A 15,520-nucleotide genomic window follows, 5' to 3' on the forward strand; every position below is an offset into this window, starting at 1 on the left:
GTTATTTCCATTTGCTTTCTGCATCATAGATCTTTTCTTCCCGGCCGCTCTTCACAGAATAAGTAAAACCTTTCTGTAATGCATATGCGCCGTATACGCCTTTCTTATTGATTGCGAGAAAACCCACCTGTATATCCTTTGCCTTTTTCGGGTTCCTTCTCACGATCCGCTCTACAGCTTCTTTACAGGCAGCTTTTGGTGTATATCCCTGGCGCATCAGTTCCACCACCAGGTGCGATCCTACAATGCGGATCACTTCTTCTCCTACCCCAGTTGAGGTTGCAGCACCTACCTCATTGTCTACATACAATCCTGCACCAATGATGGGAGAATCCCCCACCCTGCCGCGCATCTTGAATGCCATACCACTGGTGGTACAGGCGCCGCTCAGATGCCCTTTTGCATCCATGGCCAGCATTCCGATAGTATCATGATTGTATGGACCTCCAGGCAGGTTATTCTGGTTCTCGATATTCATCACCGGTTCATACTTCGATTCCTTCAGCCATTCTTTCCAGGCCTTTTCACTTTCCGGTGTCAGCAGGTTCTCTTTCTGAAAACCATTGGCAAGCGCAAACTGCAAGGCACCCTCTCCTACCAGCTGTACATGCGGCGTTTTTTCCATCACCAGTCTTGCTACTGCAATAGGATGTTTGATATGTTCCAGGCACATCACTGCGCCGCAACGATACTGCTCATCCATGATACAGGCATCCAGGGTAACATGCCCTTCCCGGTCTGGATAACCGCCATAACCGACCGTATGATTGTTGGGATCAGCTTCGGGGATCTTCACGCCTGCCTCCACAGCATCCAGCGCGGAACCGCCGTTGCGGAGGGTTTTCCAGGCTTCGGCATTGGCTGCCTTTCCAAAGTCCCAGGTAGAAACTACAACAGGATCGTTCTTTCTTGTTTGATAAGATGCAGCTCCAAATGATCTTTTTCCCGCCAGGGCTGCAATGGACGCAGCAGCGGAACTGAACAGGAATTTCCTGCGTGTACTCATGTGTTGTTGTTTAGGTCTGTAGATATCGCACTATGATGCAGCCTCCATGAACTTGCGGAGGCCCTGTTTGGCTTTTTTACGGATAGGCGTTTGCACAAAACCACTCCATCCCAGCAACAGTCCGCTGATGCCCAGCGCCTGCCTGCTCCATTTCCAGAGATCGAAATCATCCATATGTTCGATGATGAGTCCATCCTGGAATTTAAAACTGGCTTTCACATCGTTGATCACTTTTCTGCCCGTACCGGTGAATATGTATTCGGCCTTCCAACGGCAGGAACCATACACACCTTTTGCATCCACCTGGATATCACTAACGGCCACCTTCAGGTCTGCTGCCCTTTTGGTGAGCATTTCCCACATCGCTCTCACCTGGTCTGCATTGAGGTTCTCAAAAACCGGATCGTAGAAAGTGGCATCAGGATGATAAACGCTGTTCATGCAGGCATAATCGCGCTGCCCGAAACACGTATAGAATTTTTTTATGAGTTGTTCATACCGTTGCATACTTTTCTCCGGATTGTGTTGATCAACATTGTTTACTTTTAAACCACTAAAAATACGGTTTACTATGAGAAAATTATCGCTACTGCTCGCCAGCCAGTTACTGGTGCTGGCCGCCATTGCGCAGCAGTTCTCCCAGGATTCAGCCTGGATACTGAACAATTATACCAAAAAAGAGATTCAAATTCCCATGCGGGATGGTATAAAATTGTTCACCAGCGTTTATCATCCCAAAGATGCAACGGAAAAGCATCCCATTATCATGACACGCACTCCTTATACCTGCAGCCCATACGGAGAGCAGTTCACCTCCCGTCTCTGGCAAATGGATTTCCGTTATTTCGCGAGGGAAAATTACATTATTGTTTTCCAGGATGTGCGCGGAAGATGGATGAGTGAGGGAGAGTTTGTGGATGTACGGCCTTTCAACCCCAACAAAAAGACCAACCAGGATATCGATGAGGCGAGCGATAGCTACGATACCATCGACTGGCTGGTAAAGAACCTGGCCAACAACAACGGCAATGTGGGCGTGTTCGGAGGTTCCTATCCCGGCTTCTATTCCACCATGGCGGCCATGAGCGGGCATCCTGCACTCAAAGCAACCAGCCCGCAGGCCCCGGTGACGGATTGGTTCCAGGGAGATGATTTCCATCATAACGGCGCATTCGCCCTGATAGACGCATTTGCTTTCTACGTAACGGCAGGCTTCGGACACCCGCGCCCCGTGCCCACTACAGCCCGTCCCACCGTGAACGTCAAACTGCCTTCCAACGACAATTACACTACCTACCTCAAAATAGGAGCACTGAAGAATTTCATGGCCCTGACGGGCGACAGCATCGCTTTCTGGAAAGACCTGTTTGCACACCCCAACCGAGATGCTTTCTGGGAAGCCCGTGATATCCGCAATTCCGTGCAGGCCATTCCGGCTTCCACCGCTACCCTGATAGTAGGCGGCACTTTTGATGCAGAAGACTGCTTCGGGGCCTGGCGCTGTTATGAAGCCATCGAAAAGAAAGCGAAGAACAACAACAAACTGGTGATGGGACCCTGGTGGCATGGACAATGGACCACCCAGGATGGCAGCAAACTGGGTAATGTGAGGTTTGGTGACAATACCGCTCATTATTACCAGAACGAAATAGAGATCCCTTATTTCAATTACTACCTCAAAGGCAAGGGCGATATTTCCAAACTGGCTGAAGCCACGGTATATTTTACCGGCGCCAACGAATGGAAACACCTCAGCCAATGGCCACCTGCCGATAAAACAGACAAAGCCCTCTACCTGCAGGCAAACGGAAAACTCAGCTGGGAAAAACCCACCGGTAAAAACAGTTACACTGAATATGTCAGCGATCCCAATGCACCTGTTCCCTACACAGACAATGTGCACTATGTGCGCACCCGCGAATACATGATCGACGACCAGCGCTTCGCCAGCCGCAGACCTGACGTACTCAGCTTTGAAACACCGGTACTGGAACAGGACCTTACCATCGGAGGTACTGTGATTGCCGATCTCATCAGTTCCATCTCCACCACAGATGCTGATTATGTAGTGAAAGTGATAGATGTTTTTCCGGATGATTTCAAGTATCCCGGCCAGCAAACCAACACCAGCCGTACTGCCGGAACTGGAGACTACCCCATGGGTGGTTACCAGATGCTGGTGCGCGGAGAGATCATGCGCGGCAGGTTCCGTAACAGTTTCGCCATACCGCAAGCATTCAAGCCCAATAAGCCGGAGCGCGTGAAGTTTGAACTGCCCGATATTGCGCATACTTTCAAAAAAGGACATAAACTGATGATCCAGATCCAGAGCAGCTGGTTCCCATTATTCGACAGGAACCCACAGCAGTTTGTGAACATTTACACCTGCGATGATGCAGACTTTAAGAAGGCCACTATTAAGATCCATCATGATGCAGCCAATAGCAGTTCCATTATTTTACCGGTAATTCCATAAAAATAACGGAAATGCGCAAACGAATTTGACCGGATACGGACTATTTTGAAGCAATGAATTAAAGTCTCAAATTACCACTGATTCATCCGGCCATGTTGACATGAGGTCACAATTTGTGACCTCATGCTTACACAAAAAAAGAGGCCGTCCCTCGAAGAGGACAGCCTGACTTACCCTATTGATCGTTTGGTCTAAGGTTTTACTATTCCTTTATAATTAACAACAACTCTCAAGGTTTATCCCACCAGAGGCGGGTATTGATATTATCCGCTCCGCCCAGTTTTACAACTGCTCCCTGGTATCCAGCCTGGTTATTATCCCGTTCACTGATCACAAAATTCACTCGCTTGATGAACTGTCCGTTCGGTATAATACCACCGCTGTTGTTCACCACTACCGGGAATATCTTCGGATAACCGGTGCGGCGCACCTCGGCCCAGGCCTCACAGGATTCCGGATAAACGGCCAGCCATTTCTGTGTGAGGATCTGCTCTCTCTTCTGCTCTGTGGTGCCGGCGGCATTCCACTGAGGGCTTACCGTTGAACCGGCCGGAGCATTATTGGCTGCATTCTTCGGATCCACATATGCTTTGGGCGTAGCCGTGCTCACTTTGTAATTATCAAAGGCGGCACTGCTCAGTCCCCATTGCGAGAACGACAGTTGAATACCTTTTTCATACGCGGCCTGCACGGATGGAACACCGGCGTCAGTCCAGTTATTGAGTTTGGCTTCCGCACGCAGCAGCCATGTTTCAGCTGCGGTCAGCATCGGTGTTTTGGTACCGAAACCTCCCAGTGGGGAGAAGTTCACATAAGTAACTTCATCATCCATCTGAATTCCACTGCGGATACCTTTGAACTGCCCGGTAAGCGCCGGATCGGTAGCAGGTTGGAAATAGATGGGAAGACGAGGATCATTGTAACCTACAAGGTATGATTCTATCGATGCGTTCATCCGGATATCGGCCCAGTTGGTGGAGATGATATTGAGCGGATTATTGATGGTCTTGCTATCGATGATGAAATCTTCTGAATTGGTCTCGATCACCCCAAAAGAATTGGAGAGTGCTTTTTCCGCCTCGGTCTTCGCTTTGCTGGCATCTGCTTTTGAAATGCGGATGGCCAGGCGGAGGCGAAGCGAGTTCAGGAACTTCATCCACTTTGTATAATTGCCGGCATACACCAGGTCGAATTTGGCAAATGCCAGCGCCGCATTGGGGTTCTCTGCAAAAGGCCTCAGTTTGGCTTCAGCATCATCCAGGTCTTTGAAGAAAGCATTGTATGCTTCCTGTTGGGAGTCGTAAGTAACGCTGCCATCTGCATTGATCTTACCGAAATTGGAGTATACGATGGGGCCGAAATAATCACTTACACGGTGCATGGCCAGCACTTTCAGGATCAGCGCCCAGGCCTCGAAATTGGGATAGTTATCATTCTTCGCCCTGGTGATCACTGCCTGAATGGGGCTCATCACATTGCTGTAGGCCGTGGCCCAGATCCGGTCATTCCATCCGTCCACCATCGCGTAGTTGGTGTTGTTCACATTGTTGGCAAAGTTCACGGGCGTCATGAAATAACCGCTCCAGATATCAGCGTTGAGGTTCTGCTGTAACTGGTATTGCCAGTCAGGTGTGTACTGATGGATATTCAGCTGGATCTGGTTGAAGGGAGCACCGTAAAGCGCATAATCGCCTTTGAGGTCCTGCTCGCTCAAACCGTAGGGGTCTGTATTTATTTTCTCGAAGTTCTTTGTACAGGCGGCTGCAGCCAGGCTGATGCCTGCCATGATACAGAAGAGACGTTTATGTAGATTATGATTACGTTTCATGTTATTCAGCATTTAAAAGAATGATCAGAAACCGACTTTTACATTCACTCCGAAGCTCCTGGTGGAAGGCAGACCGAATGCATCGATCCCCTGCAGCCTGTTGCCGGTGCTCATGGACACTTCCGGATCAAATGGCGCTTCGCGTTTTACAAAGAAGAGATTATGACCAACCAGTGAAACGTTCAGTTCCCTGATGCCTTTCCATTTTACAGGAACCACATAACCAAGGGAAACTTCGCGCAGTCTTACCGCTGTGGCATCATAGATATAATATTCACCGATACCATCCCTGCCACCGATCGCGCCATAGTAATCCTTTGCGCTTACTGTTCCTTCAAAAGCAGTTCCGTTCTGTTTGATACCACGCACAAACACACCACCTGCTTCACGGGCTTCCACACTCTTCTTGCTGAAACCTTTCAGATCCAGTTCTGCCTGCGTAAGGCTCATCACTTCGCCCCCGAAACGGCCATCGAAGAGGAAGTTCAGCGTGAGTTTTTTATACCGGATGGTATTGCTCCAGCCTGCTGTAAAATCAGGATTGGGATTACCCACTACCTGACGGGTAGGCTGCTGGCGGTCCGGCAATGGCGTGCCCTTGGTATCATCCAGTATGAGGTTGCCTTTATCATCTCTCAGCGCTACATAGGAAATGATGTCTCCAAAACTGCCCCCCTGACGAACCACTGTTCCGTAGGTATTGTCGAAAGTACTGAGGATGAACTGGGGCGTGCCGCCGCTGCTGTTGATCCCTTCAGCACTGAGGTTCACCACGGTGTTTTTGTTGGTAGCGAAATTCACGGCAGTGTTCCATTCAAAATCACGGCTTTTCACCGGCACAGCATTCAGCATCACTTCCCACCCCTTGTTCTGGATATGCCCCAGGTTGAGGAAATAAGTGGTGAAACCTGAGGCAGCAGGCGCCGGGGTCTCAAAATACTGATCGTAGTTATCGTTTTTGTAGTAGGTAACGTCAATGCCTAACCGGTTATTCAGAAAACGCCATTCTGTACCGAATTCCAGGGAGCGGTTATCTTCCGGTTTCAGCGGCCTGCCGGGGAAGGAAGACTGCGTTCCTTTCACCAGACCTCCCGTATTGGGGTTCTGTGTATAAGCAGGCTGATTAGTAGCGAAGGCCCTGATACTGTTACCTACTTTAGCGTAGCTGGCGCGGAATTTAGCCAGATCAATAACAGATGGCAGTTGTAATACATCGTTCAGCACAACGGTGGCACCTGCCGAATAGTACAGGAAGCTCACATTTGGCGTGAAGGCCAGTGTAGAGGACCAGTCGTTACGCGCAGTCAGATCAAGGAATAAGAAATCTTTGTATCCCAGAGAGGCGCTCCCCAGCACAGACTGCGTCTGATATCTTATCACGGATTGCTGACGCAATGAGTTGGTGGGAAGGATATTCTGTGCGCTGAAGATATTGGCCACAGAAAGACCCAGTGCATTGTTGTTGGCATCAACGGCGCGGTAAGAATCAAGCACCGTTTGATCGGTCACTTTCGCATCATTGATGGAAGCGCCTACTGTAGCACTAAGAGAGAGATCCGGTGTCAGGTCCTTGTTGATCAACGCCAGTACATCGCCATAGGCAATATTATCCTTGCTTCTTGCCCAGATAAAACGCCCGTTGTAATCAGCCAGTGTTGAGTTGGTGCTGGCATACATGCGGGATTCATAATTATCCACGGCGAGATCGTAGTTACCTCTTGCCTGTATGCTCAACCAGGGAGTAAGGGAGTATTTGAGCGACAATGAAGTGAATGCACGTTCACGTCCGTCTGTTCTCCTGTTGCGCTCCAGTATCCAGTAAGGATTCTGGGAGAAGGCGTTTCCCGTTACATTGTTGTCGTAGTCCACATTCCACCAGTTGTGCACGTTCAGTTGCCTGAGCTGCGACAATACCTCGAACTGATTCTTGTAGTCTCCGAAATTCCGGTTGCGCGGGAAGAAATAGAGACCAACAACCGGGTTATTGTAGAAGCCGGCTGTAGGGCGGTTGGTACCTGATTGTCTTGTTAATGTTACAAATCCGTCCACAGACAATTTATCATCAAAGAATTTAGCTGTTTCGCGGAATGTGAAAGTATGCCGGTTGAAGCGGGTGGTAGGGATCACGCCTTTGTTCTCCGTGTTGGAATAGGAGAAATAAGTTTGTGCCCGATCGGTGCCTGCTGTGAGACTGATTCCATTGATCCAGGTGGCTCCCGTTCTGAAGAAGTCGTTTGTGTAATCGCCGGTGCCGTTCTTTGTGGCGCTCCATCCGTCCTCCGTATCAGGAGTGGATTGTCCGTAATCGAACTGTGCTTCCGGTTTCAGCAGTACGCGGTCAAGCGTGAGACTGCTGGTGAGGGTAACGCGGGAGCTACCCGACCTGCCTTTTTTAGTAGTGATGAGGATAGCACCGTTGGCAGCCTGACTTCCATACAGAGCCGCTGCGGATGCGCCTTTCAGTACCTGCATGTTTTCGATATCCTCTGGGTTGATATTGGAGATCGCATCTCCGCCATCACGGCCGGGGCTACCCGAACCATTTGATTCCCCAAAGGGGTTGTCCGGCTGGCCTAACTGAGTGTTGTACATGGAAATACCATCTATCACGTAGAGTGGAGAGTTGTTCTGGGTGGACTTGTTACCACGCATCACCACTTTAACGGAACCACCCGCACCTGAAGAGCTCCTGTTGATGGTGAGGCCCGCCACTTTACCGTTCAGACTGTTGATCAGGTTAGGATCTTTCACGGTAGTGAGTTGTTCACCGTTGATCTTTTGTGTGGAATAGGTGATGCTTTTGGAACGGCGGTTGATACCAAGGGCAGTCACCACCACTTCATTCAATTGTCCACCTGACGCCGCCAGCGTTATATTGATCACAGACTGATCAGCTACCACCAGTTCCCGGGTTGCAAAACCCACGGCAGAGAATACCAGGGTTTCCCCTTTTGTCACTTCAAGAGTAAACTCCCCTTCCCCGTTGGTGGTAGTTCCTCTTCGGGTATTCTTCACCGTTATACTTACGCCCGTAACTGCCACTCCGGTGGAGTCCGTCACCTTTCCTTTTACTATATCGGCTGTCTGGCTGATCTGCGGACGCTCATTGCCGGCAAATGTAACCGGCGCCAGGTTGTAATCATTTTTTGCGTTTTCCTTTGCGGAAAGGATCACAAAAGTTTTCTCGTTTACTTTCTTGTATTTAAGTCCTGTTCCTTCCAGTACCTGGTTCAGGATCTTTTCTATGTCTGCATTATCGTTCTTAACAGGGTTCACCATTTTCTCTCCCAGGCTCTGGTCGGAGAAGAGGAAATATACTCCCCTGGTGCGGTTAAGTTCTTTCAGTACTTTGAATAAGGTTTGCTGTTTGCGGCTGCTATCGTCTTGCTTTTTATTGTCCTGATGTTGTCTGATTACATTGTGCTTGTCCAGGTAGGCATACGACCCCTGCGAGAATGCGGCAGGTAAACACGCCAGTTGTATGCCGAGCACAATGGCAAGAGATCCAGATCTACGCTGAAAACTTCTCATAATGCGGCGTTTTTAAAATAGTGTTACTGTTTTGGGTTTAAACCAGGCTCTTCCTTTTCACTGAACCGGGCAGGTGGTGAGGACGGACCACCGGCCCCGGATGCTGATCCCGCTGTGTCCCCAACAGCAGGCCTGCATCCTTTTGATCTGTGAAGAACCCCGTTCTTTGCTGCGATCCGGGCAATAGCCCGCAGGCATTGAACTGTTGAAAGTATCAATGCGGCTATACTGAACCGGATAACAGTAAAGGGAGGGCCTGCTCTTGAAAATGTTCCTATTCTGTAATTATTATCTCTCCGTTCTTGCGGACCACGTGGAAATCATAGGTTGCATCCAGCGCTTGCAGCAATACATCCAGGTTGTCATTGGGCAAGATCCCATTGACCACATCGTTGCTGATATTGGCATTTTCTATCCGGATACTGACTCCATAATGTTCCTGTATCTTATCAAGCGCAACGCGTAACGGTGTATTCTCGAATATTAATTTCCTTTCTTTCCAGGCGAGTATATTCTCTTCGCTGCCTGCTTTCTTCTGCAGTTGCTGATTATGTACTTCCACAAAATCACCGGGCGTCATATGATGTTTCACTCCATCAGGGGTTACCAGCGTAACACTTCCTTCCGTGAGCATGATATTTGTTTTCTCCTGCCTGTTCACCACATTGAACTGAGTACCAGTAACCACTACATCAAAGCGATCCGTATGCACCACAAACCTGCTTTTGGCCGGGGTTTTGGCCACATGGAAAAACGCCTCTCCCCTGATCCACACTTCACGCTCGTTTCCCTTATCCCACCCCTTTGTATAAGTAATGGTACTATTTGCATTAAGTGTTACTCTTGAACCATCAGGCAGCTGCTTTTCTCTCAATTCTCCGAAAGCGGTCTGCACACTTTCCTGCGCCTGGTGATTGAGATACAGGAGCCCTCCTGCAGCAAACACCATCACTGCAGCCGCAGCCCACCACCAGCGTTTGATGGACTTCAGTACGCCGGTGGTTGCGGGTGCCTGAAATTCTTCCGTGACGCTAATGCCCGCCATGAGGCGTTCATGAGCAGTTACGAGTTGGGCTTCCGGCAACTCCCTTTCTGCTATCACCAACTGATCAAGGTATTCCTTTGCTTCAGCTACCAGTGAGGCCTGCAGCGGATTGGCAGACAGCCAGGCTTCAAACTGACGGCGCAGCTCATTATCCGCTCTGAAATACCAGGCCTGAAATTGTTCGTCGGCAATGATATCCTCGATATTTGAAAAGTTTTTATCCATAACACAGCGTTATTCCATTTACAGGTGTCCATTATGGATAATCTGTAATGAATTTTTTTTTAATTTTTTTAAACCAAAAATTGGTTTTGCCCTTTTTTACAGGTAGGTTTACCGGGCTTGCTACACCATAACCAATGGACAATGTGAAAATGAAACACCAGCCGGATATTCATTACTGGCAGACTTTTATCCAGGGTGACCGCGACGCACTGGGCTGGTTATTCCGTAAATATTATCCTGACCTCTTCAGGTATGGCTATAAGATCTGTCAGAATCCGGCCATGCTGGAAGACTGCATCCAGGAGCTTTTCATTGAGCTCTGGCAGAGCAAGAACCCGCCTCCCGGCATCTCCGTGAAAGCCTATCTCCTGAAGGCGATGAAATACAAGCTCCTTAAGCTTCTCAGGAAAAAGGGAAATACACAATTGCAGTCTGATTCAATGGAAAATGCAGTTTTCGAGATCAGTCACGAGGATTTTGTGATCGGCGTACAGGAATCGGAAGAAAAAAGGGCCCGGCTGGTGCAGGCCCTGAACCTGCTCACCACCCGCCAGAAAGAGATCGTATACCTCAAATTCTATCAGAATCTGGGTTATGAGGAGATCAGCGAGATCATGAACATCAACTATCAGGCCGCCCGGAACCTCCTTTACCAGGCGGTGAAAGCCATGAAAAAGATCCTCATCCGGCATTACAGCCTGCTGACCATCCTTCTCTGAAACAATCGTTAGTTAACACTGTATTTCAGCGTGTTCAAACATTTTATGCAATGGTTTGCACTAAATTTTTATTGCATAAATATTGAAATAGCAGTTAATTTCGTGCAACTTCAAAAAACACAAGATATGGTTGATTCATTTGAGAAAATTCCCGTGAGCATTCACGCCGGCCTGAAACAGGGCGCTGCGGCTGTTGCACAGGAAATTGCCTCCCTCATCCGCAGTAAACAGGCAAAAAATGAAAACTGCGTATTAGGGCTGGCCACGGGTTCCACTCCCAAGTCATTGTACGCAGAACTGGTGCGGCTGCACAAACAGGAAGGTCTGAGCTTCAAAAACGTAATCACTTTCAATCTCGACGAGTATTATCCCATCGAGCCTGATGCTTTGCAGAGTTACAACCGCTTCATGCATGTAAACCTGTTTGACCATATTGATATCGATCCGAAGAATATTCACATCCCCAACGGAGAGATCCCCAAAGAGAAGATCAAGGCACATTGCATTCAGTATGAAGAACTGATCGACCAGGCCGGCGGCATCGACCTCCAGATCCTGGGTATCGGCAATAACGGACATATCGGTTTCAACGAGCCAGGTTCCAGCATCTTCAGCAAAACCCGTCTCGTTACGCTCGATAATTCAACCCGTATTGCCAACTCCTACGAGTTCGCCACTTTCTCACAGGTGCCGCGCCTGGCCATTACCATGGGCATCAGCACCATTATGAAGGCACGCCGCATCATCCTGATGGCATGGGGACCTGCCAAGGCCCCTGTTGTGCAGAAAGCAGTGGAAGGACATGTGGATGAGCAGATCCCTGCCTCCCTCCTTCAGCAACACAACGATGTAAGTTTTGTGCTGGATGAAACATCCGCCGCTGAGCTTACCCGTTATAAATATCCATGGCTCACCGGTGAAATGGACTGGACACCTGCCCTTGTGCGCAAGGCCGTGGTGAATATGGCCCTCAAAGCCAATAAGCCCATCCTCAGCCTCACCAATAACGATTACCGTGATCATGGCCTCAGCGAACTGCTGGTAGAAGAAGGCGACGCTTATGAGATCAACCTCAAAGTGTATTACATGATGCGCGATACCATCACCGGATGGCCCGGCGGCAAGCCCAACGCAAACCTGCCGAATCATCCAGAGCGCAGCGAGCCCTATCCAAAACGCTGTGTGATCTTCTCCCCCCACCCCGATGATGATATCATCTCTATGGGAGGAACCTTCCAGCGCCTGCATGATCAGGGTCACGATGTGCATGTAGCCTACCAGACTTCCGGTAACATTGCCGTTACTGATGAGTTCGTAACACGCTTCATGGACTTTGCCGTAGGTTTCGAAGAGATGTTCGGTATCGATTCCAGCAAATCGAATGAGATCCTCAGCCAGGCGAGGGCCTACCTGAAAAACAAAAAATCTAATGAGATCGATACGGCTGATATCCGTGCTATCAAAGGGCTGATCCGCCGCTGCGAAGCAAAAGCCACCTGCCGTTATGTAGGTCTCAGTGACAATAATTATCATTTCCAGAACCTGCCTTTCTACGAAACCGGCACCATTGAAAAGAAGCCGATGGGAGAAGAGGATGTGCTGGTTACCATGGAGCTGCTCCGCAAGCTCCAGCCGCAGCAGATCTATTGCGCCGGTGACCTGGCCGATCCGCACGGAACGCATAAGGTTTGCCTGGAGATAGTGTTTGAAGCGATGCGCAGATTAAAAGAAGCCAACGAACCTTGGGTGAAAGACTGCTGGATGTGGCTTTATAAGGGTGCATGGCAGGAGTGGGATATTGCTGAGATCGAAATGGCAGTGCCGATGAGCCCTGACCAGGTGATGAAGAAACGCCATGGCATCTTCATTCACCAGTCGCAGAAAGACATGGTTCCATTCCAGGGATCAGACAGCCGCGAGTTCTGGCAGCGTGCAGAAGACCGCAACAGCAATACGGCCAACCTGTATGCACAGCTGGGTCTTACAAAGTATGCAGCAATGGAAGCCTTTGTGCGCTGGCATTATTAGAAGATTGAATTTATTGCTATAGTTAGCCGCCTCTTTATGGGGCGGCTTTTTTTGTGCCTCTGCTTGTATGGTTGCGCGGCGCAAAGGAGGTGGATTTTGGCGGTTGCAAAAACATACCCACATACATCAAAAAACAAAAAACACAACTCCGCTTCTCCATCATCTTTTTACCGATCTCGCAACCCGAAACTCCGCATCGTGTTACCGTTTCTCCCCAATCACCCCCGAACTTTGCACCCGCAAACTTCCAATATGAACAAGTTACTGTTACTGACCCTCTGCTTTCTCGCCTCCTTCCCGCAACTTTATGCTCAGGAGAAAGGACAGGGCACTCTGAAAGGTATTGTACTCACCGAAAAAGGCGAGCCCCTGGAACATGCTACGGTGGCTGTTAAGAAAGGACGTAGCACCATTACCGATGCTGGTGGTAATTTCCAGCTAACCGGCATTGCGGTGGGAAGGCAGGAAATCATTGTCAGCTCTGCAGGGTATGCCACGCAGGTACTGCCGGTGGTGATTGAAGAGGGAAAAGAAGCGGATATCAGTGTGAGGCTGCAGTCGGAAGGTTTTCTGAATGAGGTGGTAGTAACTGCGAGCCGCAGGGAAGAGAATATAAAAGAAGTCCCTTCTTCGGTGACTATCCTGTCGGCGAAGCAGATCCGCGAACAGCTGGCTATCAATCCGAATATCACCTCCATATTGGGCAATACGGTGCCTGGATTGGGGACCTTTACCAATAAGGCGACCAATTCCGGCCAGACTCTGAGGGGACGCTCAGTGCTGGTGCTGATCGATGGCATCCCGCAGTCGACGCCTCTGATGAATGGCAGTCGTGATCTGAGAACCATCGATCCTTCCATTATTGAAAGAGTGGAAGTGATCAAAGGGGCTACTTCCATTTATGGAAATGGGTCAGGAGGTGGTATCATCAATTTTATCACTAAGAAACCTTCGGGCAATAAGGCTATCAGCGGAGACACAAGGGTCACTACCAGTGGGAATATCGATCACTCTGACAATACGATCGGTTACAGAGTGTCGCAGACCTTGCATGGGTCGGTGAAGAGGTTCTCTTATGTGATCAGTGGCGTGTATGATCAATCAGGGGCACAGAAAGATGCGGAAGGCAATGTGATCGCGCAGCCTGATGGGCTTAGCGAAACGAGGCTCTTCAATGGTTTCACCAAACTGGGATACCAGATAGATGAGAACCAGAAGGTAACATTCTCTTTTAATTTTTTCAGGAGCCGTCAGTATGCAGATTATATCAATAAGGCGGGGGTATTCGGACAATCACCTGCTGTTGGCGTTAAGGGTATCGATCCGGGCGCACCTGCAGGCACCCCTCATAGCCATAATGCATACCTGAACTATCAGCATACCAAACTGCCATACAACAGCAGTCTGGAAGTAATGGTGTATGATCATAAATTTCAGAGCCTGAACCGTTATGTGGAGAAATCAACGGCATGGTACGGGCCGGGACAAACCTATATCCAGTCGTGGAAACAGGGAGTGCGCGCTAATTTGAACACACCCTGGAAATTCAGATCCGTTTCCGGGGATATTACTTATGGGTTCGACCTGCTGAAAGATAAGACCAACCAGGTACTGACCGATGGGCGCATATACATTCCCGATATGAATATGTTGAATGCGGCGCCATTCGCGCAGGTGAAAGTGGATGTTGCGGATTTCGTATTCAAAGGTGGTGTGCGTTATGAGAACGCGAATATCAAAGTGAAAGATTTCAATACCATTGCAAAAGGACAGAATGGCGAGGGTAGTATTGCTATAAAAGGCGGTACGCTCAATTATAGCGCCACCATGTTCAATGCTGGCCTGCGTTATACCAAATTCGATTTCTTCAATCCATTCATCAGTTTCGGGCAGGCATTTGGCCTGAATGAGCTGGGGCGTGTATTGCGCACTGCAAAAGAGAATACCCTCGATCAGATCACTACAGATCCTGTGATCACGAATAATTATGAGGCCGGTTTCAGCAGCCAGATCGGACCGGTAAATATACAGGGGGCTTATTTTGTAAGCACGTCCAAACTGGGTGCTAACCTCGTGGAACAAAATGGCATGTTCGTTACGCAGCGTGAGCCTGAAAGAGTATATGGGTACGAAGTTCAGGCAGAAGCCCGGATACTGAAGAACTTACGCGCAGGTGGCAGCTATTCCTATGTTGAAGGGAAGTCGGAAACCTCAAATGGAACCAAAGTATATATGAACGGAGAAAGGATCGCTCCTCCGAAAGCAACAGGATTTATTTCCTGGAATCCTGTTGCAGCATTGAACCTTCAGTTCTCTGCAGTTTATACGGGCAGCCGTAACAGGTTCCAGCCACGTAATACAGGATTGTATGGATTGAGCGAAGCTCCGGTGAAAGATGTGACTTATTTCAATTTCAATGGTGGTTATAAGATCAACAGATCATTCAATGTGGCGCTTGGCATCGAAAACATCTTCAACAGATCTTACTATCCTCCAAGAAGCCAGTACAGGGCACAGGATGTGGAGTATGTGATGGGCAATGGCGCCCGTTTCAACCTCAGCCTGGGCTTCCAGTTCTAGTGAATGAACTTTATTCGGGGTGCAGTCGCTCGCGTACCTGCGAGTGACGGATATTCCGTCGCCTCCGGCTACACGGTGCTCG

General features: G+C 49.1%; 9 protein-coding genes. 4 read left to right on the plus strand and 5 right to left on the minus strand.

Annotation, left to right across the window (positions count from 1 at the left end; all coding sequences use genetic code 11):
* Position 1: 1 nt before the first annotated feature.
* Positions 2-1,006 carry a N(4)-(beta-N-acetylglucosaminyl)-L-asparaginase gene (locus ACTHMC_RS21170; RefSeq protein ID WP_440416175.1) on the minus strand — a complete coding sequence of 335 codons (1,005 nt, stop codon included), beginning with the start codon at positions 1,004-1,006 and terminating at the stop codon, positions 2-4.
* Between the two features lie 30 nt (positions 1,007-1,036).
* Positions 1,037-1,513, minus strand: a complete 477-nt coding sequence (locus ACTHMC_RS21175; RefSeq protein ID WP_440416176.1) for a nuclear transport factor 2 family protein — start codon at positions 1,511-1,513, stop codon at positions 1,037-1,039.
* A gap of 64 nt (positions 1,514-1,577) precedes the next feature.
* Here ACTHMC_RS21175 and ACTHMC_RS21180 point away from each other — a divergent pair, with 64 nt between their 5' ends.
* Positions 1,578-3,482: a CocE/NonD family hydrolase gene (locus tag ACTHMC_RS21180; RefSeq protein WP_440416177.1), complete on the plus strand. Its 1,905-nt coding sequence runs from the start codon at positions 1,578-1,580 to the stop codon at positions 3,480-3,482.
* Between the two features lie 229 nt (positions 3,483-3,711).
* Here the strand turns inward: ACTHMC_RS21180 and ACTHMC_RS21185 are convergent, their stop codons facing one another.
* From ACTHMC_RS21185 to ACTHMC_RS21195, 3 genes are all read right to left on the minus strand, one after another.
* A complete protein-coding gene (locus ACTHMC_RS21185) occupies positions 3,712-5,310 on the minus strand; it encodes a SusD/RagB family nutrient-binding outer membrane lipoprotein (RefSeq protein WP_440416178.1) in 1,599 nt (532 codons plus the stop codon).
* A gap of 24 nt (positions 5,311-5,334) precedes the next feature.
* Positions 5,335-8,841: a SusC/RagA family TonB-linked outer membrane protein gene (locus tag ACTHMC_RS21190; RefSeq protein WP_440416180.1), complete on the minus strand. Its 3,507-nt coding sequence runs from the start codon at positions 8,839-8,841 to the stop codon at positions 5,335-5,337.
* Between the two features lie 274 nt (positions 8,842-9,115).
* Positions 9,116-10,111 carry a FecR family protein gene (locus ACTHMC_RS21195; protein WP_440416182.1) on the minus strand — a complete coding sequence of 332 codons (996 nt, stop codon included), beginning with the start codon at positions 10,109-10,111 and terminating at the stop codon, positions 9,116-9,118.
* Positions 10,112-10,245: 134 nt separating this feature from the next.
* Here ACTHMC_RS21195 and ACTHMC_RS21200 point away from each other — a divergent pair, with 134 nt between their 5' ends.
* The 3 genes from ACTHMC_RS21200 to ACTHMC_RS21210 all read left to right on the plus strand — a co-directional run bounded on the left by ACTHMC_RS21200 (position 10,246) and on the right by ACTHMC_RS21210 (position 15,438).
* Complete coding sequence (locus ACTHMC_RS21200) at positions 10,246-10,830, plus strand: RNA polymerase sigma factor (RefSeq protein WP_440416183.1); 585 nt, start codon at positions 10,246-10,248, stop codon at positions 10,828-10,830.
* 102 nt (positions 10,831-10,932) lie between these two features.
* Positions 10,933-12,858 carry a glucosamine-6-phosphate deaminase gene (gene nagB / locus ACTHMC_RS21205; protein WP_440416184.1) on the plus strand — a complete coding sequence of 642 codons (1,926 nt, stop codon included), beginning with the start codon at positions 10,933-10,935 and terminating at the stop codon, positions 12,856-12,858.
* A gap of 252 nt (positions 12,859-13,110) precedes the next feature.
* Positions 13,111-15,438, plus strand: a complete 2,328-nt coding sequence (locus ACTHMC_RS21210; protein ID WP_440416186.1) for a TonB-dependent receptor — start codon at positions 13,111-13,113, stop codon at positions 15,436-15,438.
* Positions 15,439-15,520 lie beyond the last annotated feature (82 nt).

The organism is Pseudobacter sp. (assembly GCF_051955275.1).
GTDB lineage: Bacteria > Bacteroidota > Bacteroidia > Chitinophagales > Chitinophagaceae > Pseudobacter.

Excerpts from the sequence above, each read along its gene's own strand:
- ACTHMC_RS21190 (WP_440416180.1), bottom strand. The coding sequence starts at position 8,841 with ATGAGAAGTTTTCAGCGTAGATCTGGATCTCTTGCCATTGTGCTCGGC.
- ACTHMC_RS21200 (WP_440416183.1), top strand. The coding sequence starts at position 10,246 with ATGGACAATGTGAAAATGAAACACCAGCCGGATATTCATTACTGGCAG.
- ACTHMC_RS21180 (WP_440416177.1), top strand. The coding sequence starts at position 1,578 with ATGAGAAAATTATCGCTACTGCTCGCCAGCCAGTTACTGGTGCTGGCC.
- ACTHMC_RS21185 (WP_440416178.1), bottom strand. The coding sequence starts at position 5,310 with ATGAAACGTAATCATAATCTACATAAACGTCTCTTCTGTATCATGGCA.
- ACTHMC_RS21195 (WP_440416182.1), bottom strand. The coding sequence starts at position 10,111 with ATGGATAAAAACTTTTCAAATATCGAGGATATCATTGCCGACGAACAA.
- ACTHMC_RS21210 (WP_440416186.1), top strand. The coding sequence starts at position 13,111 with ATGAACAAGTTACTGTTACTGACCCTCTGCTTTCTCGCCTCCTTCCCG.
- ACTHMC_RS21175 (WP_440416176.1), bottom strand. The coding sequence starts at position 1,513 with ATGCAACGGTATGAACAACTCATAAAAAAATTCTATACGTGTTTCGGG.
- ACTHMC_RS21170 (WP_440416175.1), bottom strand. The coding sequence starts at position 1,006 with ATGAGTACACGCAGGAAATTCCTGTTCAGTTCCGCTGCTGCGTCCATT.